Source organism: Mesorhizobium loti CJ3sym (assembly GCF_000472785.1).
GTDB lineage: Bacteria > Pseudomonadota > Alphaproteobacteria > Rhizobiales > Rhizobiaceae > Mesorhizobium > Mesorhizobium loti_E.
Map to the genome: position 1 here is coordinate 111,913 of NZ_AXAL01000010.1, position 16,879 is coordinate 128,791.

Consider the following 16,879-nt stretch of genomic DNA (forward strand, 5'->3'; position numbering starts at 1 on the left):
ATCTAACGCGTTGCGCAGGCAGCCGCTGCCGCAGTTGCCACCGAAGCAGAATTTTATTCCGTACGTCCGGGTAAAATCGGGAGCCGCTGCGTTCCAAAGCGCTGTCCGCTTGGATGGACAGGCCAACGGGCTGTGGTAGTGTCGATGGCTATTGGTACGGCAGCATTTTGTGCTGCGGCATACGTTCTGCGGAGATGGCCATGAAACTGGATCGGATCGATATCAAAATTCTTTACGAATTGCAGAAGAACGGCCGCATTACCAACGTGGAACTGGCTGAGCTGGTGCATCTGTCGCCGAGCCCGTGCCTGATGCGGGTCAAGAGACTGCAATCGGAGGGCTACATTGAGGGTTATTCCGCGCAGATCAATATCGGCAAGCTTGGCCAGACGCTGACCGTGTTCACCGAAATCACCTTGAAGAACCACCGCCAGGTGGACTTCGCCCGGTTTCTCGCCATCGTGGAGAAGATCGACCAGGTCATCGAATGCCATCTGGTCTCGGGTGGCTACGACTATCTGATGAAATTCGTGACCGCCGGCATAGCCGAGTACCAGACCATCATGGAGCGGCTGACCGACATGGATATCGGCATCGACAAGTATTTCAGCTTCGTCGTGCTGAAGTCCCCCATCGTCAAGGCGCACATGCCGCTGCCCAGCCTGTTTCCGAGGTGAGGCTCTGCCGCATGGTCAGCGATGGCCGTACTGGCTGACGAGCTCGGGGTCCCGGACGAGGCCATCGAGCCACGTCGGGTCAAGCTTCGGCACGGAGGAGAACAGAAGCTTGGAATAGGGGTGGGTGGGCGCCTGCAGCTTGTCGGGTGTGATCTGCTCCACCCGCTGCCCATTGTACATGACCATGATCTCGTCGCAGATCGCTTCGACGACGGAGAGGTCGTGGCTGATGAAAATGTAGGAAAGGCCCAACTCGCGCTGCAGCTCCTTGAGCAGTTCGATCACGGCCGCCGCCACCACCGTGTCGAGCGCCGAGGTGATTTCATCGCAGATGATGAGCTTGGGGTCGGCCGCTAGGGCGCGCGCGAAGTTCACCCGCTGCTTCTGGCCGCCGGAGAGCTCCGACGGATGGCGGTAACGCAGGCCCCTCGGCAGGCGCACCACGTCGAGCAGCTCGTCGACGCGCTTCGAGCGCGCCTGCCTGTCGAGCCGGTGATAGAAGGCCAGTGGCCGAGAGATGATGTCCTCTATCGGCTTGGCTGGATTGAGCGCGGTGTCGGCATATTGGAACACGATCTGCATCTCGCGCAGCTGGTCCCGGCTGCGTTTGCCTGCGGCGCGCTCCAGTTCCTTGCCGTCGAAGATGATGTCGCCGGCCGCCGCCGGATGGATGCCGGCGATGACGCGCGCCAGCGTCGATTTTCCGCAGCCGGATTCGCCGATGATGCCGAGATTGCGCCCCTTCTCGACGATCAGGCTGACGGAATCGACCGCGCGGATAAGCGGCAGTCCGTCGGCCCGCACCGAGCCATAGCCGGCCGTCACATTGTCGATGCGCAGTAACGGCTTCGCGCCGGCATCCGCGTCCGCTTGGGCTTGCCGCGGCTTGGGTTCGAAGGCAGCCAGCAGTTCGCGCGTGTAGGGATGTTGGGCAGCCGAAAGGATTGCCGCCGTGGTGCCGGTCTCCTGCACTTCGCCGCCCTTCAGCACCACGATGCGATCGGCGATCTGGGCAACGACCGCGAGATCGTGGGAAACATAGACACCCGCTATCCCACCAGCCCGCATCACCGACTTGAAGGCCTTCAGCACGTCGATCTGCGTCGTCACGTCGAGCGCCGTCGTCGGTTCGTCGAAGATCATCAGCTTGGGATCGCCGATCAGCGCCATGGCCGCCGCCAGCCGCTGCAATTGCCCGCCCGAAACCTGGTGCGGATAACGCGCGCCGATCCCTTCCGGATCTGGCAACGACAAGGCCCTGAACAGCTCGACAGCGCGCTGGCGGGCCTGCTCGGGTGGCATCAGGCCGTGGATCCGCGTGACCTCGATGACCTGCTCCATGATCGTCGACGAGGGGTTGAAGGAGGCGGCGGCACTTTGCGGAACATAGGCAATGTCGGTGCCGCGCAATTTGGCGCGTTGCTTTTCGGAAAGTGCCGCCATGTTCTTGCCGTTGACATTGATCTCGCCGCCAGTGATCCGGCAGCCAGGCCGCGCATAGCCCATCAGCGAGAGCGCGATCGTGGTCTTGCCGGAGCCGCTCTCACCGATCAGGGCGACGATCTCGCCATCGGCGATGTCGAGGCTGACGCCCTTGATGATTTCGACGACACGACCGGCGTCGGTCGTCGCCTCGATCCTCAGGTTCCTGACCTCGACGAGATTGGTCATGCGTCCCTGTCCCTGATCTTGCGCGGCAGGTTGTCGATCAGCAGGTTGACGCTGATGGTGAGGCTGGCGATCGCCAGCGACGGAATGATGACGGCGGGCGCCGCGAAGGGCAGGCCGCCGATGTTCTCACGCACCAGCGCGCCCCAGTCGGCGAGTGGCGGCTGCAGGCCGAGCCCCAGGAAGGACAGGCCGGAGAGCAAAAGCACGATGAAGACGAAGCGCAGGCCGAAGTCGGCCAGCACCGGGCGCATGATGTTGGGCAGGATCTCGGACCCGATGAGATAGGCTGTGCTTTCGCCGCGGACGCGGGCGACGGTTATGAAGTCCATGGTGTTGATGTTGACAGCAAGCGCCCGCGCGAAGCGGTAGGCGCCCGGGATATAGATGACGGCGAGCGTCAGGATCAACGCCGGGATCGATGAGCCGACCGCGGCGACGACCACAAGGCCGAACAGCTTGCTGGGGATGGAGTTCATCGCGTCGAGGAAGCGGCTGAGGCAGCTGTCGAGCCAGCCGCCGGTGACGGCCGCGAACATCCCCAGCATGACGCCGGAGAAGCAGGCGATGCAGACTGCCGCAAGCGATATGCCGACGGTGTAGCGTGCGCCCATCAGAACCCGCGAAAGCATATCGCGCCCCAGATAGTCCGAGCCGAGCCACAGCCCCTGGCGCATCGGGCCGAAATAGTCGTCGTCGACGATGTCGCCGATCGAATGGGGAATGATGGTGGGCGCGAAGATGGCGATCAGCGTCCACGCCAGGATGACCAGCGAGGCCACGACGCCCACGAGATTATAGTTGTGACCCAGGAAGGATCGTCGGGAGGCTCCGGCACGCGCCATCGTTATCTGAGCCTCGGGTTGGAAATGACGGCGATGATGTCGGCGGTCGTGATGAGGACGAGATAGCCGAGGCAGAAGATCATTGCGCAGCTCTGGATGAGCGGCAGGTCGCGGGTCGCGACCGCATCGACCATCAGCTTGGCGATGCCCGGATAGTTGAAGATCGTCTCCACGATGATGACGCCGCCGACCAGATAGGACAGCGACAGCGCAACCGCGTTGACGATCGGCCCGAGCGCATTGGGAAGTGCGTGCTTGAGCACCATGCGGCTGCGTGAGGCGCCTTTGAGAAGCGCCATCTCGACATAAGGCGTGGAAAGCGTTTCGATCACCGCAGCGCGCGTCATGCGGATCATCTGGGCGGAGATGACGAAGGTGAGCGTGATCACCGGCATTGCATAAATGCGCACGAGGTCGGTCAGCGAATGCGCCTCGTTGACCGAGGACAGCGCCGGCAGCCATTTGAGATAGACGGCGAAAAGCAGGACCGCCAGCGTCGCGACCATGAATTCCGGGACGGAGATGATGCCGATCGAAAGAATGGTGACGGTGCGGTCATAGAAGGAACCGCGCAACATGGCTGCGGTGATGCCCAGCGTCAGTGCCAGCGGCACCGAGAGCAGTGTGGTGATGCCGGCCAGCTTCAGGGTGTTGACGAAGCGGCCGCCGATCAGTGCCGCGACCGGCATGTCATTGGCATAGGAGGTGCCGAGGTCGCCGTGGAGCAGGCCGAGAAGCCAGCGCAGGAAGCGCAGGATTGCCGGATCGTTGAGATGCATGGCATCGCGCAAGCCGGCGACGGCTTCCGGGGTCGCTGCCTGGCCGAGCAGGATCGACGCGGTGTCGCCGGGCAGCATGCTGGTGGCGAAAAACACGGCAAACAGCACGATCAGAAGCGTGACGACCGCAATCCCCAGCCGCTTCAGCACGAGATTGAGAACCCCAGACGTCATGGAAGCGCTCCCTGCGGTTGCATTCAGCCAAGCCATGTTGCGCAATAGGTGCCAGGGACCGGCTATCCGGTCCCTGGCAGGTGCCCCTCAGGCTTCGAGCCAGAGATATTCCGCCATTGCGTAGCCCATCATGCCACCAAGCGGGTTCGCCTCCAAACCCTTCACCTTGCTGGAGAGGGCATCCACGTTGGAAATGTAGGCCGGGATGATGGTGCCGGCCTCCTCGGAGACCATGGTCTGCATCTGGCCGTAGATTTCCTTGCGCTTTGCCTGGTCGAGCGAGCCGCGCGCCTCGATCATCAGCTTGTCGAACTTCTCCGACTTGTACTGGCTTTCGTTCCAGGGCGCGTTGGAGGCGTAGAGGAGCGAGAACAGGATGTCCGGCGTCGGGCGTGGATTGATGTTGCCGAAATGGATCGGCGCCTTGAGCCAGTAATTGTCCCAGTAGCCGTCGGACGGGACGCGCTGGACATCGAGCTTCATGCCGATATCGGCACCGGCGGCCTGGATGATCACCGCCATGTCGATCGACGAGGTCGCGGCATCGGAGGCGACCACGGGGATGGACTGACCGAGCAGGCCCGACTTCTGGAAGTGGAACTTGGCCTTGTCCGGGTCGAAGGCCTTCGGCTTGAGGTCGGCATTGTGGAAGATGTTCGCCGGCGAGACGGGCTGGTCGTTGCCGATTTCGCCAAGACCGCGCAACGCCGATTTGACGATCTGCTCGCGGTTGACGAGATACTTCATGCCGGCCACGAAGTCGGCCTTGTTGCCCGGATCCATGTCGAGCCGGATGTTGAGGTCGGTGTAGTTGCCCGAGGTGGTCTTCGACAATTCGAAGCCCTGCTGGCCGCCAATGAGCTTCATCGCACGTGGATTGATCGCGGCGGCGAAATTGATGTCACCGGAAAGCAGCGCGTTGACGCGGGCGCTGTCGTCGCTGATGGCGATGAATTCGAACGAGTCCAGGTAGGGTTGGCCCGATTTCCAGTAGTTCTTGTTCTTGGTGACGACCGACCGCACGCCCGGTTCGAACGTCTGCAGCACGAAAGCGCCGGTGCCGTTGCCCTTGGAGAAGTCGGTGGTGCCGTCCGCCACGATCATGAAGTGATGCAGCGCCAGGATGGTCGGAAGGTCGGCATTCGGATCGGCGAGCGTGATTTCGACGGTCGATTTGTCGACCGCCTTGAAGCCGGTCATCTGGGCGGCGATCTTGGCGACCTTGGAGCCGACCGCCGGATCGAGATGGCGCTTCATCGAGAAGACGACGTCGTCGGCGGTGAGGTCCTTGCCGTCGTGGAAGGTGACGCCCTTGCGCAGCTTCACGGTCCAGGTCTTGGCGTCCTTGCTGTCGAAGCTTTCGGCCAGTTCCATCTGCGTGACGCCATCCTTGTCGAGGAAAGTCAGGCGGTTGTAGAGCGAGCAGCAGCGGACATAGTCGGTCGACAGCGACGCCTTTGCCGGGTCGAGCGTGTCGGCGGTCGAGGACGACCAGCCCGCCGCCTTGAAGGTTCCGCCGGAAACCGGCGTGGCGGCCACGGCCTGCGTGGCACGGCCGAGCACCACGCTGCCCGCGGCAATCGCGGCGCCGCCGGCCAACAGCATCTTGAGAAGTTCGCGGCGGCTCGCGCCCCGCCGAATGGCATTCTCGACCATGGCATCGTCTGCGCTGGTCCAGTTCGTGATCTTGTCGGTCATATCATTCCCCTTTCTGTTTGTTTTTCCGGGATGCTCGTCTTGTTGCGGCTTTCCGGGCTTGGGCTCAGGTTCGTTCCTTCAGGCTTTCCCGCACTGCCGCCGCCAACGCGGCCATTGAGGTGAAGTGGTAGTCCGGCACGGTGAAGCGCTCCGGCTCGATCGTGCCGCCATAGCCCTGCTGGGCGTGCCGGCGCTCGATCCAGCAGTTGGTCATGCCAAGCGCCCGGGATATGCCGATGTCGTGGTACTGGCTTTGCGCGACGTGCAGGATGTCGTCCTTGCTATCGCCTCGGGAAGCCACGAAATCGAATACCTTCTGGAAATAAGCCGGGTCCGGTTTCTCCGTGCCGGTGTCGTCGGCGGTGAAAGTGGCGAAGAAGGGCGATCCGAGTTGCTTCTCGAAATGATCAAGCGCCCAGCGCCGAGCATTGGTCATGGCAACCAGCTTGTGGGATTTCGCAAGTTCGGCCAATGCTGCCGCGCTGTCGGGGAAGCCTTGCCAGACGCTGGCGGAATCCCTCAGGCGGACGCCGTATTTCTCTTCGGCCGGCAGGCCGAGCCGCGGCGCGATGACCATGTAGACACGTACGAGATCGTCGGGGAACAGGCCCGCATTGGGCATGTAGCGGGCTTGCCGATACAGGGCCAGCGCTCCTTCGCCATCGATGGGCACGCCAGCGTCGGCGGCAATTCCGGCCAGGCAGGTCGTGATGCCGCCTTCGAAGTCGATCAGCGTGCCGACGACGTCGAAGCTCATATATTTGAATTCGCTGAAACCCCTGGCCAAAATTTAGCTCTCCTCTGCGCAGGGCCGAATTACATCGTGCTGAACAGAACAAAATTCCGTGCTGTCCGGGGCGCTGGCCTTTTTCTAAAACCCGGAAACTTGGGCTTTCTGGCCTTGTCTTAAATGCAGTCTGGCACTTCCCCCGCGCTGGATTCGCCGAAAAGGCGTGAGGGCGCGGCACAAAATTGCGAAATCGTCTGTCCCGGCGCTATTTCGAAACGCGTGGTACTTGCCGCCCGTCATGCCAGGGCCTTGCGGACATCGGGATCGTCCAGCGTCTGGTCGAGCGTCCGCCGCGTGCGCTCGACGATCGCATCGATTTCGGCGTCGGTGCAGCAGAGCGGCGGCGCATAGCCGAGGACCCCATGAGCAAAGGCACGGATGATCAGGCCGTTGTCCCATGCCCTGTCGAAGACGCGCCGCGCCGGCATGGCCGATGCCGGAAGCGGTGTCTTCTTCTGCTTGTCGACCACCAGTTCGATCGCGGCAAGCATGCCGCGGCCGCGCACGTCGCCAACCAGCGGATGGTCGCTCAGGCCCTCCAAGCCCGCCATCAGGCGGGCGCCGGCCTTGATGCCATTCTCCAATAGGCCGTCTTCGTAGAGCTTCAGCACTTCGAGCGCGACGGCGGCGCTGACGGGGTGGGCGGAATAGGTGTAGCCATGGCCGACCGCCGAAGCGCCCGCGCCATCGGCGATGACGTCGTAGACATGATCGGCCATGAACACGGCGCCCATGGGAACATAGCCCGAGGTCAGCCCCTTCGCGGTCGTCATGAAATCGGGAACGATGTCCTCATCGGTACAGGCGAACAAGGGTCCCGTGCGGCCGAAGCCGGTGATCACCTCGTCGGCGACGAACAGGATGCCGTACTCCCGGCAGAGCTCGCGCATCGCCTTGATCCAGCCTTTCGGCGGAACAATGACGCCGCCCGAGCCCTGGATCGGCTCGGCATAGAAGGCAGCGACCCGCTCCGGGCCGATCTCCTCGATCTTGGCCTTCAGCGCGGCGAGCGATGCGGCAATGATCGCGCTGCCGTCTTCGCCGACCAGGTTGCGATAGGGATAGGGAGAGGGGATCTTGTGCTGCCATTCAAAGGGAATGCCGAAGCCGGCGTGAAAGGCGGGCAGGGCGGTCAGGCCCGCGCCGACCACCGACGAGCCGTGATAGCCCTGTTCGATGGAAATGAACTGGTCGCGTCGCGGCTCGCCCCTGGCATTCCAGTAGTAGCGGACGAAACGGATCGTGCTGTCGACTGCGTCCGACCCGCCAAGCGTGAAAAAGACGTGATTGAGGTCGCCTGGCGCGCGCTCGGCCAGTTCCGAGGCGAGCCGGATGGCCGGCTCGGAGCCAAGGTCGAAATAGGCAGTGGCGTAGGGAAGCTCGCGCATCTGCCGGGCCGCGGCCTCCACGATGCTGTCGTGGCCGTAGCCGGCGTTGACGCACCACAGCCCCGCGAAACCGTCGAGAAGCTGCCGGCCGGACGCATCGGTCACGGTCGCCCCCTTCGCCGATTTCAAGACGCGCACGCCTTGCGCCTCATGACCACGGTATGAAGAGACCGGGTGGATGAGATGGGCGCGGTCGAGTTCGATCAGGGAATTGGCGAGCATTGTTGTTCTCCGACTAGCCGAGCGCCTGGTTGGCGAGGGCGTAAACTCTGGGCCTGGCCTGTTCCATGCTCGTCTTGGGTGGACGGTCCATGGCCACGCCGCCGCCAGCATGGGCGAGGCCGATTTCTTCGAGCCAGCCGGCCATGCCGGTCCCGCTGCCGGTATCCACGCGCAGGAAGGCGCCGGCGCGCGGTGCCGCGAAGAAGCCGATCAGGGCTTTCGCCTCTTCGGCACTTCCCGCGATCACGGGACCAATCACCTCGCCGCGTCCGAATGGGCGGATCGCGGCATAGGCCTCGATGGCGCCGTTGCGGCGGATGACCGCGAATTGGCCGCGCTCCGCCAGCGCATCGATCAGAGTTTCTCGGTCGGCGCCGTAGGCGTCGCGGTCCAGTGCCTTGATTTCCGGGAGATCGGCGGTGCCTGCGGCTTGCACGCCGTCGGGCGCACCAAGCTTGGCAACGCTGCCCTGATGCTGCCGGATCGTACCGGACGGCACGAAGCCGAGCTTTTCATAGAGAGGCATGCCGTCCGCCGTCGCGACGAGCCGCAACGGACGGTCGCCGGCAAGGGCGAAGGCCTGATCCATCAGCCGGCGTCCGAGCCCCTTGCCCCGCACAGTCCTGTCGACGATCACCATGTTGATCATGGCGCAGTCCGCACCGTAAGGCGTTACCAGGATTGTTCCGGTGACGCGGCCCTGGTCGTCGAGCGCGACCGCGCCGTTCGAGAGCTGCAGCGCCATCTGCCAGTCCTGCGAACGATGCGGCCAATTCTCCTGGCGAGAAAGCGCCACGGCGCCGTCGATATGGTCAGACCCGAAGGTCTGGAGTTCGATCTCGCCCTGCTGCATGAGGCATCCCTTCCGTCTGGTGCCCAAGTCTCGGCCATCGGCGCGCCGCAGATCGTCTGAAGGCCTTGGCTCGGGCAGTATCTTTCGCCGTAACGCGAGGGGTGCGCCGCATCTTGTGCTGACACCGTCCGCGACGGATGTACTTCACGCCGCGCGCCGCGCCGCTATCGACAGGCAAGATGCTACAGCGTGCCAAACCGGATGGCGGATACGGAACTTTCTGCTTTAGGAAGGGCGATTTCGGTCAGGTGGGTCGCTGCCTTCCGTCCTATGATGAAATACATCCCAGCACGGATGTGCTTCCACCGGAGATCGACGGACATGGCTTCTTTCAGGCCCAAATACATCACCTTCGACTGCCACGGCACGTTGATCCATTTCCAGATGGCGGAAGCGGCGCGCGACCTCTACGGCAGCCGGCTCGACGAGCCGCGCATGCAGGAGTTCATCAAGAACTTCGCGGCCTATCGGCTCGACGAGATCATGGGCGACTGGAAGCCCTATGCCGATGTCGTTCATAACGCGCTCGAGCGCGCCTGCAAGCGCAACGGCGTTGCCTTCAGCGCCGAAGATGCTGGGATGGTCTACGAGCGCGTCCCGACCTGGGGGCCTCACGCCGACGTTCCGGCCGGCCTGGCGAAGGTCGCCAAGGAAATTCCGCTGGTCATCCTGTCCAACGCCATGAACGCGCAGATCATGTCCAATGTCGAGAAACTCGGCGCGCCGTTCCATGCCGTCTACACGGCCGAGCAGGCGCAGGCTTACAAGCCACGTTTCAAGGTCTTCGAATACATGTTCGACAGGTTGGGTTGCGGCCCGGAGGACGTTCTTCACTGCTCGTCCTCTTTCCGCTACGACCTGATGTCGGCACATGATCTCGGCATCAAGAACAAGGTCTGGGTCAATCGCGGCCACGAACCGGCCAACCCGTATTACGGCTATGTCGAGATATCGGACATTTCGGGTCTTGCAGGCGTGGTCGGTCTCTGAAACAGGCGGATTGCCAATGAAGTTCGTCTCCTACTGGCACGACACGGCCCCTGTCTTTTCCGGCGGGGCGCAGGGCCCGCTCGAGGGGCACTACGATGCCGCCGTCATCGGCGGTGGCTTCACGGGTCTCGCCGCCGCGCGCCAGCTGGCAAAGGCCGGTGCCAAGGTGGCCGTGCTGGAGGCGGAGCGTGTGGGCTGGGGCGCATCCGGCCGCAATGGCGGGCACCTGAACAACGGCCTCGCCCACGGCTACCTCTCCGCCAAGACGGAGCTCGGCAAGGAGCGAGCAATCGCGCTCTACCGGGCGCTCGACGACTCCGTCGACACCATCGAGGCGCTGGTCGCCGAGGAAGGCATCGACTGCAACTTCCGCCGCGCCGGCAAGCTGAAGCTCGCCTCCAAGCCGCAGCATTTCGAAGCGATCGCCCGCAACTTCGAAGCCCTGCATGCCGAGGTGGATCGGGATACGGCGCTGCTGTCGGCGGCGGATCTCAAGTCCGAGATCGGTTCACCCTTCCACGGCGCGATGCTGTCGAAGAAGAGCGCGATGATGCATATGGGCCGCTATGTGGCGGGTCTCGCCACTTCAGCCGCTCGCCACGGCGCCGTGATCCACGAGAACGCTGCGGTGACCGACCGCAAGCAGCCCGGCAAGCGGCATGAGCTCACCACTTCCCGAGGCCAGATCAGCGCCGACAATGTGCTGGTGGCGACCGGCGCCTACACCACGCCCAATTTCGGCTACTTCCGCCGCCGGATCATCTCCGTTGGCAGCTTCATCATCGCCACGCGGCCGTTGAGCGACGCCGAGATCGCCGCCACCATGCCCGGCAACCGGACATGCGTGACCTCGATGAACATCGGCAATTACTTCCGGCTTTCGCCCGACAGGCGCCTGATCTTCGGCGGCCGCGCACGCTTCGCGGCGACATCGGACCAGCGCTCCGACGCCAGGAGCGGACAGATATTGCGGGCAAGCCTCGCGGCGATCTTCCCGCAACTCGCCAATGTCGAGATCGACTATTGCTGGGGCGGGCTGGTCGACATGACCAAGGACCGGTTCCCGCGAGCCGGCTACCATGACGGGGTCTGGTACGCGATGGGCTATTCCGGCCACGGCGCCCAGCTTTCCACCCATCTCGGCATGATCCTGGCCGACGCCATGCTCGGCCGCGAGGATCGCAATCCGATGAAGGGGCTCGAGTGGCCGTCCATTCCCGGTTATTCCGGCAAACCCTGGTTCCTGCCGATGGTCGGCCTCTACTACAAGGCGCTCGACCGGGTGAGATAGGGCAGTAGGCAGTAGGCAGTAGGCAGTAGGGCGGTGTCTCCCAATTCCCTACTGCTTATTACCTACTGCCTATTCCCATGTGGAACGTTTTCATCTCGAGATATTCCTCGATGCCGGCTTGCGCGCCCTCTCGCCCGAGGCCGGACAGCTTGACGCCGCCGAAGGGGGCGACCTCGATCGAGACCGAGCCGGTGTTGAGACCCACCATGCCGAACTCCAGCGCCTCGCCGACGCGCCAGGCGCGTTTCAGGTTTTCGGTGTAGAAGTAGGAAGCAAGCCCGTAGGGCGTGGCATTGGCCAACGCGATCGCTTCCTCTTCCGTCTCGAACCGGAAAAGCGGCGCGACCGGGCCGAACGTTTCCTCGCCGGCGAGCTGCATCTCTTTGGTGGCGCCGGTCAGCACCAGCGGCGCCACATATTGAGGGCCGTTGGGCAATGCAGGCTTCTCGGTGATGATCGCCGCACCTTTGGCGAGTGCGTCCTCGACATGGCGGTTGATCTTCTCGACCGCCGCCATGTTGATCATCGGTCCGATGGCGACGCCGGGCTGAGTGCCCGGCCCCACCGTCATGGCGTTGACGCGCGCGGAGAGCTTCGCGGCGAAGGTTTCATAGACACCGGCCTGGACGAGGATGCGGTTGGCGCAGACGCAGGTCTGGCCGCCGTTGCGGAACTTGGAGACCAGCGCGCCCTCGATGGCGAGGTCGAGATCGGCGTCGTCGAAGACGATGAAGGGTGCATTGCCGCCGAGTTCGAGGCTGAGCCGCTTCACGCTGTCGGCCGCCCCGCGCATCAGCAGCGAGCCGACGCGCGTCGAGCCAGTGAAGGAGATCTTGCGAACGGTCTCGTTCGCCATGATCTCGTTGCCGATCTCCGTGGGCATGCCGGTGACGATGTTGATGACGCCGGCGGGGATGCCGGCGCGATCGGCAAGCACGCCGAGCGCCAGCGCCGAATAGGGCGTGAATTCGGATGGTTTGATCACCACCGTGCAGCCGGCGGCCAATGCCGGCGCGACCTTGCGGGTGATCATCGCATTGGGAAAGTTCCACGGCGTGATGATGCCGCAAACGCCTACCGGCTCCTTCAGCACGATGATCCGTCGGTCTGATGTGGGCGAGGGGATGGTGTGGCCGTTGATGCGGCGTGCCTCCTCCGCGAACCATTTGACGAAGGAAGCACCGTAGCGGATTTCGCCCTTGGCCTCGTCCAGCGGCTTGCCCTGTTCCGTCGTCAGGATCAGCGCCAGATCGTCCAGATGTGCCAGCATCAGGCCATGCCAGGCTTCCAGGAGGCAAGCGCGCTCGGCGTTGGTCTTCTTCTTCCAGTCGGCATAGGCGGAAGCCGCGGCCTCTATGGCGGCGCGGGTCTCCGGGCCGGTCATGTCAGGGACCGTGCCGATCGCCGCCTGGGTTGCCGGATCGATGACATCGACCGTCCTGCCGGAGCCGGCCGCGACCCATTCGCCGCCAATCAGGCCAGCTTCGCGGAAGAGACTTTCGTTTTTCAGGTTTTTCATCGGATACGACCTTGCAATCAGGTGAGTGCCGCGACGATGGCGGCCGTGATGGCTTTCGTGCTGTCCTTGCCGGGAGTTGTTCCGATGCCGCGCACGGTTGTCGCTTCGACCGCTTGCATGACCCGGCCGGCGGCGGCCGTTTCGCCGAGATGTTCGAGCATCATCGCGCCGGACCAGATGGCGGCGATCGGGTTGGCGATGCCGAGATGGGCGATGTCGGGCGCCGAGCCGTGCACTGGCTCGAACATGGAGGGTGCCGAGCGGCCGGGATTGATGTTGGCGGAGGCGGCGTAGCCGAGCCCGCCCTGGATCGCCGCGCCGATGTCGGTGAGGATGTCGCCGAACAGGTTGGAGGCGACGACCACGTCGAGGCTCTCGGGCGCCATGATCATGCGCGCGGCGAGCGCATCGACGTGATAGCTGGTGACTTCGACGTCAGGATAATCCGCGGCCAGCTTTCGCGTGATCTCGTCCCAGAACACCATCGAGTATTTCTGGGCGTTGGATTTGGTGACGGAGGCGAGCTTCCCCCGACGCGACCGCGCCTGCTCGAAGCCGAAGCGCAGTATGCGCTCGACGCCGGCGCGGGTGAAGATCGAGGTCTCCACGGCGACCTCGTCCAGCGTGCCTTGATGCACGCGTCCGCCGGCGCCCGAATATTCGCCCTCGGTGTTCTCGCGGATGCACAATATGTCGAAGCTCTCGGCCCGCAGCGGCCCCGTGACGCCCGGCAGCAGACGGTGCGGCCGGATGTTGGCGTATTGCACGAACGCCTTGCGGATCGGCAGCAGGAGACCATGGAGCGAGACGGAATCCGGCACCTCCGCCGGCCAGCCGACCGCGCCGAGAAGGATGGCGTCGAAGCCGCGCAAGGTCTCGATACCATCCTGCGGCATCATGCGGCCGGTATCCTTGTAGAATTTACAGGACCAGGGGAACTCCGCGACCGTCAGGGCAAAGCCGGCGTGTCCGGCCGCCGTTTCCAGCACAGTCCAGGCGGCGGCGGTGACATCGCGGCCGATGCCGTCACCGGGGATCAGGGCGATCGAGTAGGATTTCATCGGCATCTCTTCACAGGCTGATCAGGACGCTCTTGGTCCTGCGGTTGGCGAGATAAGCCTCGCGGCCGAGGTCCTTGCCGATGCCGGAGCGCTTGTAGCCGCCGGTCGGCAGGATATGGTCGCGCGAGCGGCTGTAGCGATTGACCCAGACGGTGCCCGCTTCGAGCTTGCGCGCGAAGCGGATGGTGCGGGACAGGTCTGATGTGAACAGGCCGGAAGCCAGCCCGTAGGTCGGATGGGACGACAGCGCCAGCGCCTCTTCCTCGGTCTCGAAGGTCTGAACGGTCAGGACCGGGCCGAAGATTTCCTCGATGATTGCAGGATTGGCCTGATCGACATTGGCGATCAGCGTCGGCTCGTAGAAATAGCCGGGGCTGTCCATGAAATTGCCACCGGCCAGGCATTCGCCGCCGGCCTCGACCGCGGCTCGCACGATGCTGTCGATGCGCGCCCGCTGCCGTTCCGAGATGATGGGCGAATACTGCGTCGCCTCGTCCCAGGTCGGGCCGGGCAAAACCGCCTTCATCTTCTCCAGGATGGCGGCCGTCAGCCTATCGGCTACGCTCTTCTCGACGATCAGGCGCGTGCCGGCCACGCAGGCCTGGCCAGCATTGAAGGTGACGCTGCCGGCGATGGCCGTCGCCGCCTTGTCCAGATCGGCATCGGCAAAGACGATCTGCGGGCTCTTGCCGCCGAGTTCAAGCGTCATCGGCTTGACGCCGGTGCGGGCGACGTTCTCCATGATCGCCGAGCCGGCGCGGGTCGATCCGGTGAAGCTGACCTTGGCGATATCGAGATGGCCGGTCAGCGCCGTGCCAGTCGTCGGACCGTCGCCCAGCACCACGTTTATGAGGCCTGCCGGCAGACCCGCTTTAACGGCGAGTTGCGCCATATAGACTGCCGAGAAAGGCGTCATTTCCGACGGCTTCAGCACGACCGCATTGCCCGCAGCCAGTGCCGGACCAAGCTTCCATCCAGCCATCGAGATGGGAAAATTCCAGGGCGTGATCGCGCCGACCACGCCATAGGGCTCGCTCATGATCATGCCGAGAGTGGCGTCGTCGGTCGGTACGAGCTCGCTGCCTTCCTTGTCGGCGAATTCGGCAAAGAAGCGGATCTGCTCGGCGGTTATCGCGATGTCGCCGGCAATGAGCTGGCCGACAGGCCGGGTGGAGGACAGTGCCTCGATCCTGGCCAACGTTTCGGCTTCCGCTTCGATCAGGTCGGCCCAGGCCTGGAGCGCCTTCGTCCGTTCGCGTGGCCGAACGCCACCCCAGTTGCTGGACTTCAGCGCGGCCTTGGCGCTCTCCACGGTACGGCAGACCATATCGACGCCGGCCACCGGGCAGGCGGCATATGCTCTGCCATCCGATGGTCGATGCATCTCGATCGCACCCTCGGCAGCGATCAGCTCGCCGCCAATGAAATGGCCGACGGGAAGGGATACGGCATCCGGGTCGAAGCTCAGGCCCATGGCACCCACTCTGGACTATTCTGCTGGAGCCTAGCGCGGGCAGCAGCGCAGCATGCACCGTTCGGCGATCGGTCGCGGATGATTGTTGTGTACCGGCGATGACAGACGGCAAAATCTGTTGCGGAGACCGGCGCCTCCGCGCTCCTGTTACCCTACGGTTACGTAGATCTTGCGCACCGTTTCGATGGTCTTCCAAACGCCGGTGAAGCCTGGCTTCATCACGAAGCTGTCGCCGGCGCGGTAGGTCACCGCCTCGCCGCCGTCGGGCGTGATTTCGATCACGCCCGAGAGGATGTGGCAGAACTCGAAAGTCTCGCCCTTGATCGAGCGCGTTTCGCCGGGCGTCGCCTCCCAGACGCCGGTATGCACGAGGTCGTCCTTGGCGACATCCTGCGCCCAGGTCTTGAAGGCGGGGTTGCCGGCAATCAGCCGTTCGGGCAGCGCCGCGGATTCGCGCGGCGGAAAGCCAGGGTTGGTATCGACGGTCTTGAGCAGGGACAAGGGATGGCCTTTCATGTTGGACTTCAATAGCCGCGCGAGCGGTCGACGAGCCCGATCGGGTCGAGCCCGGCGCGGTGGCGTCGGATGTTTTCGATGACGGTCCGCGCAGCAGTCGCGGGTTGGGTGACGCTGGCGACATGCGGGGTCAAAATGACCTTTTGATGCGACCAGAACGGATGGTCTGCGGGCAGCGGTTCGGGATCTGTGACGTCGATCATCGCCGCTGAAAGGTGGCCGCTATCGAGCGCGGCGACAAGGGCTTCTTGATCGAGCTGCGGCCCCCGGCCGGTATGGACGAGCGCCGCGCCCTTGGGCAGCTTGGCAAACAGATCGGCATCGAGGAAACCGCGCGTCTCCTCGGTCAGCGGCAGCAGGCAGATCAAAATGTCGCTGGCCGCGAGCATCTCCTCCAGCCCACGCTCGCCATGATGACAGGTCACCCCCTCGATCCGCCGCGGCGAGCGGCTCCATCCAGCAAGTGGAAAGCTGAAGGGCTTCAGCCGGTCGAGGACGGCTTGCCCAAGATGCCCGAGGCCGAGCACGCCGAGCCGGCGCGACCCAGCCTGCAACTGGGGGATGTCGCGCCATTCGCCGGCGCGCTGCTGCGCCAGATATCCCGGCAGGTTGCGATGCAGGGCGAGCACGGCAAGCGTCACATACTCCTGCATCATGCGCACGATGCCTTCCTCGACCGTACGCACGATCTTCACCTGTTCCGGCGCGGTGTCGAGGCGGAACTGGTCCACGCCGGCGCCAATGGAAAACAGGATCTCCAGGTTGCTGTAGCGGGCGAGGTCTTCTGGCTCTGTCCAGGTAATGAGATAGCGCACGGCGTCGGGATCGACCGTTGCGGCATCCATCGTGAAAGGGACATCAGGCAGTTCCTTGGCGAAGGCATCGGCGAAGATCGCCCCGCGCCGCGCATCGGAATTGAACAGGAATGTCATTC

Annotated in this window: 15 protein-coding genes; 3 read left to right on the forward strand and 12 right to left on the reverse strand. The window is 63.8% G+C overall.

Annotated features, from left to right (window positions below):
• The first annotated feature begins 200 nt into the window (after positions 1 to 200).
• A complete protein-coding gene (locus A3A9_RS0115350; protein WP_027059575.1) occupies positions 201 to 677 on the forward strand; it encodes an Lrp/AsnC family transcriptional regulator in 477 nt (158 codons plus the stop codon).
• A gap of 15 nt (positions 678 to 692) precedes the next feature.
• Here A3A9_RS0115350 and A3A9_RS0115355 read toward each other — a convergent pair whose 3' ends face one another.
• The 7 genes from A3A9_RS0115355 to A3A9_RS0115385 all read right to left on the reverse strand — a co-directional run bounded on the left by A3A9_RS0115355 (position 693) and on the right by A3A9_RS0115385 (position 9,094).
• The gene (locus A3A9_RS0115355) at positions 693 to 2,348 is read right to left on the reverse strand and encodes an ABC transporter ATP-binding protein (protein ID WP_027059576.1); all 1,656 of its coding nucleotides are present in this window, start codon (positions 2,346 to 2,348) and stop codon (positions 693 to 695) included.
• Entirely contained in the window at positions 2,345 to 3,190 is an 846-nt protein-coding gene (locus A3A9_RS0115360; protein WP_051370925.1) for an ABC transporter permease, read from the reverse strand. Before A3A9_RS0115360 ends, A3A9_RS0115355 begins: the two co-directional genes overlap by 4 nt.
• Positions 3,191 to 3,192: 2 nt before the next feature.
• Positions 3,193 to 4,143 carry an ABC transporter permease gene (locus tag A3A9_RS0115365; RefSeq protein ID WP_027059577.1) on the reverse strand — a complete coding sequence of 317 codons (951 nt, stop codon included), beginning with the start codon at positions 4,141 to 4,143 and terminating at the stop codon, positions 3,193 to 3,195.
• An 87-nt stretch (positions 4,144 to 4,230) separates the two neighbouring features.
• Entirely contained in the window at positions 4,231 to 5,841 is a 1,611-nt protein-coding gene (locus A3A9_RS0115370; RefSeq protein WP_027059578.1) for an ABC transporter substrate-binding protein, read from the reverse strand.
• Between the two features lie 64 nt (positions 5,842 to 5,905).
• On the reverse strand, positions 5,906 to 6,598 hold the full coding sequence (locus A3A9_RS0115375; protein WP_430515887.1) for an HAD-IA family hydrolase: 693 nt from the start codon (positions 6,596 to 6,598) through the stop codon (positions 5,906 to 5,908).
• Positions 6,599 to 6,867: 269 nt separating this feature from the next.
• The gene (locus A3A9_RS0115380) at positions 6,868 to 8,241 is read right to left on the reverse strand and encodes an aspartate aminotransferase family protein (protein WP_027059580.1); all 1,374 of its coding nucleotides are present in this window, start codon (positions 8,239 to 8,241) and stop codon (positions 6,868 to 6,870) included.
• A 13-nt stretch (positions 8,242 to 8,254) separates the two neighbouring features.
• A complete protein-coding gene (locus tag A3A9_RS0115385) occupies positions 8,255 to 9,094 on the reverse strand; it encodes a GNAT family N-acetyltransferase (RefSeq protein WP_027059581.1) in 840 nt (279 codons plus the stop codon).
• A gap of 321 nt (positions 9,095 to 9,415) precedes the next feature.
• On the opposite strand from A3A9_RS0115385, the gene A3A9_RS0115395 reads away from it, so the two are divergent.
• Together A3A9_RS0115395 and A3A9_RS0115400 are read left to right on the forward strand one after the other, a co-directional pair.
• Entirely contained in the window at positions 9,416 to 10,084 is a 669-nt protein-coding gene (locus tag A3A9_RS0115395; RefSeq protein ID WP_027059582.1) for a haloacid dehalogenase type II, read from the forward strand.
• A gap of 16 nt (positions 10,085 to 10,100) precedes the next feature.
• Positions 10,101 to 11,375 (forward strand): NAD(P)/FAD-dependent oxidoreductase, encoded by a 1,275-nt coding sequence (locus tag A3A9_RS0115400; protein ID WP_027059583.1) that lies wholly within the window; start codon positions 10,101 to 10,103, stop codon positions 11,373 to 11,375.
• Positions 11,376 to 11,433: 58 nt separating this feature from the next.
• Here the strand turns inward: A3A9_RS0115400 and A3A9_RS0115405 are convergent, their stop codons facing one another.
• The 5 genes from A3A9_RS0115405 to A3A9_RS0115425 all read right to left on the reverse strand — a co-directional run bounded on the left by A3A9_RS0115405 (position 11,434) and on the right by A3A9_RS0115425 (position 16,877).
• Positions 11,434 to 12,894: an NAD-dependent succinate-semialdehyde dehydrogenase gene (locus A3A9_RS0115405; protein ID WP_027059584.1), complete on the reverse strand. Its 1,461-nt coding sequence runs from the start codon at positions 12,892 to 12,894 to the stop codon at positions 11,434 to 11,436.
• A 17-nt stretch (positions 12,895 to 12,911) separates the two neighbouring features.
• Positions 12,912 to 13,955 carry a tartrate dehydrogenase gene (locus tag A3A9_RS0115410; RefSeq protein WP_027059585.1) on the reverse strand — a complete coding sequence of 348 codons (1,044 nt, stop codon included), beginning with the start codon at positions 13,953 to 13,955 and terminating at the stop codon, positions 12,912 to 12,914.
• Between the two features lie 10 nt (positions 13,956 to 13,965).
• A complete protein-coding gene (locus A3A9_RS0115415; protein WP_027059586.1) occupies positions 13,966 to 15,429 on the reverse strand; it encodes an aldehyde dehydrogenase family protein in 1,464 nt (487 codons plus the stop codon).
• Positions 15,430 to 15,576: 147 nt separating this feature from the next.
• Positions 15,577 to 15,930: a cupin domain-containing protein gene (locus A3A9_RS0115420; protein WP_027059587.1), complete on the reverse strand. Its 354-nt coding sequence runs from the start codon at positions 15,928 to 15,930 to the stop codon at positions 15,577 to 15,579.
• 23 nt (positions 15,931 to 15,953) lie between these two features.
• Positions 15,954 to 16,877, reverse strand: coding sequence for a 2-hydroxyacid dehydrogenase (locus A3A9_RS0115425; RefSeq protein ID WP_027059588.1), 924 nt, complete (start codon positions 16,875 to 16,877; stop codon positions 15,954 to 15,956).
• Positions 16,878 to 16,879: the final 2 nt, after the last annotated feature.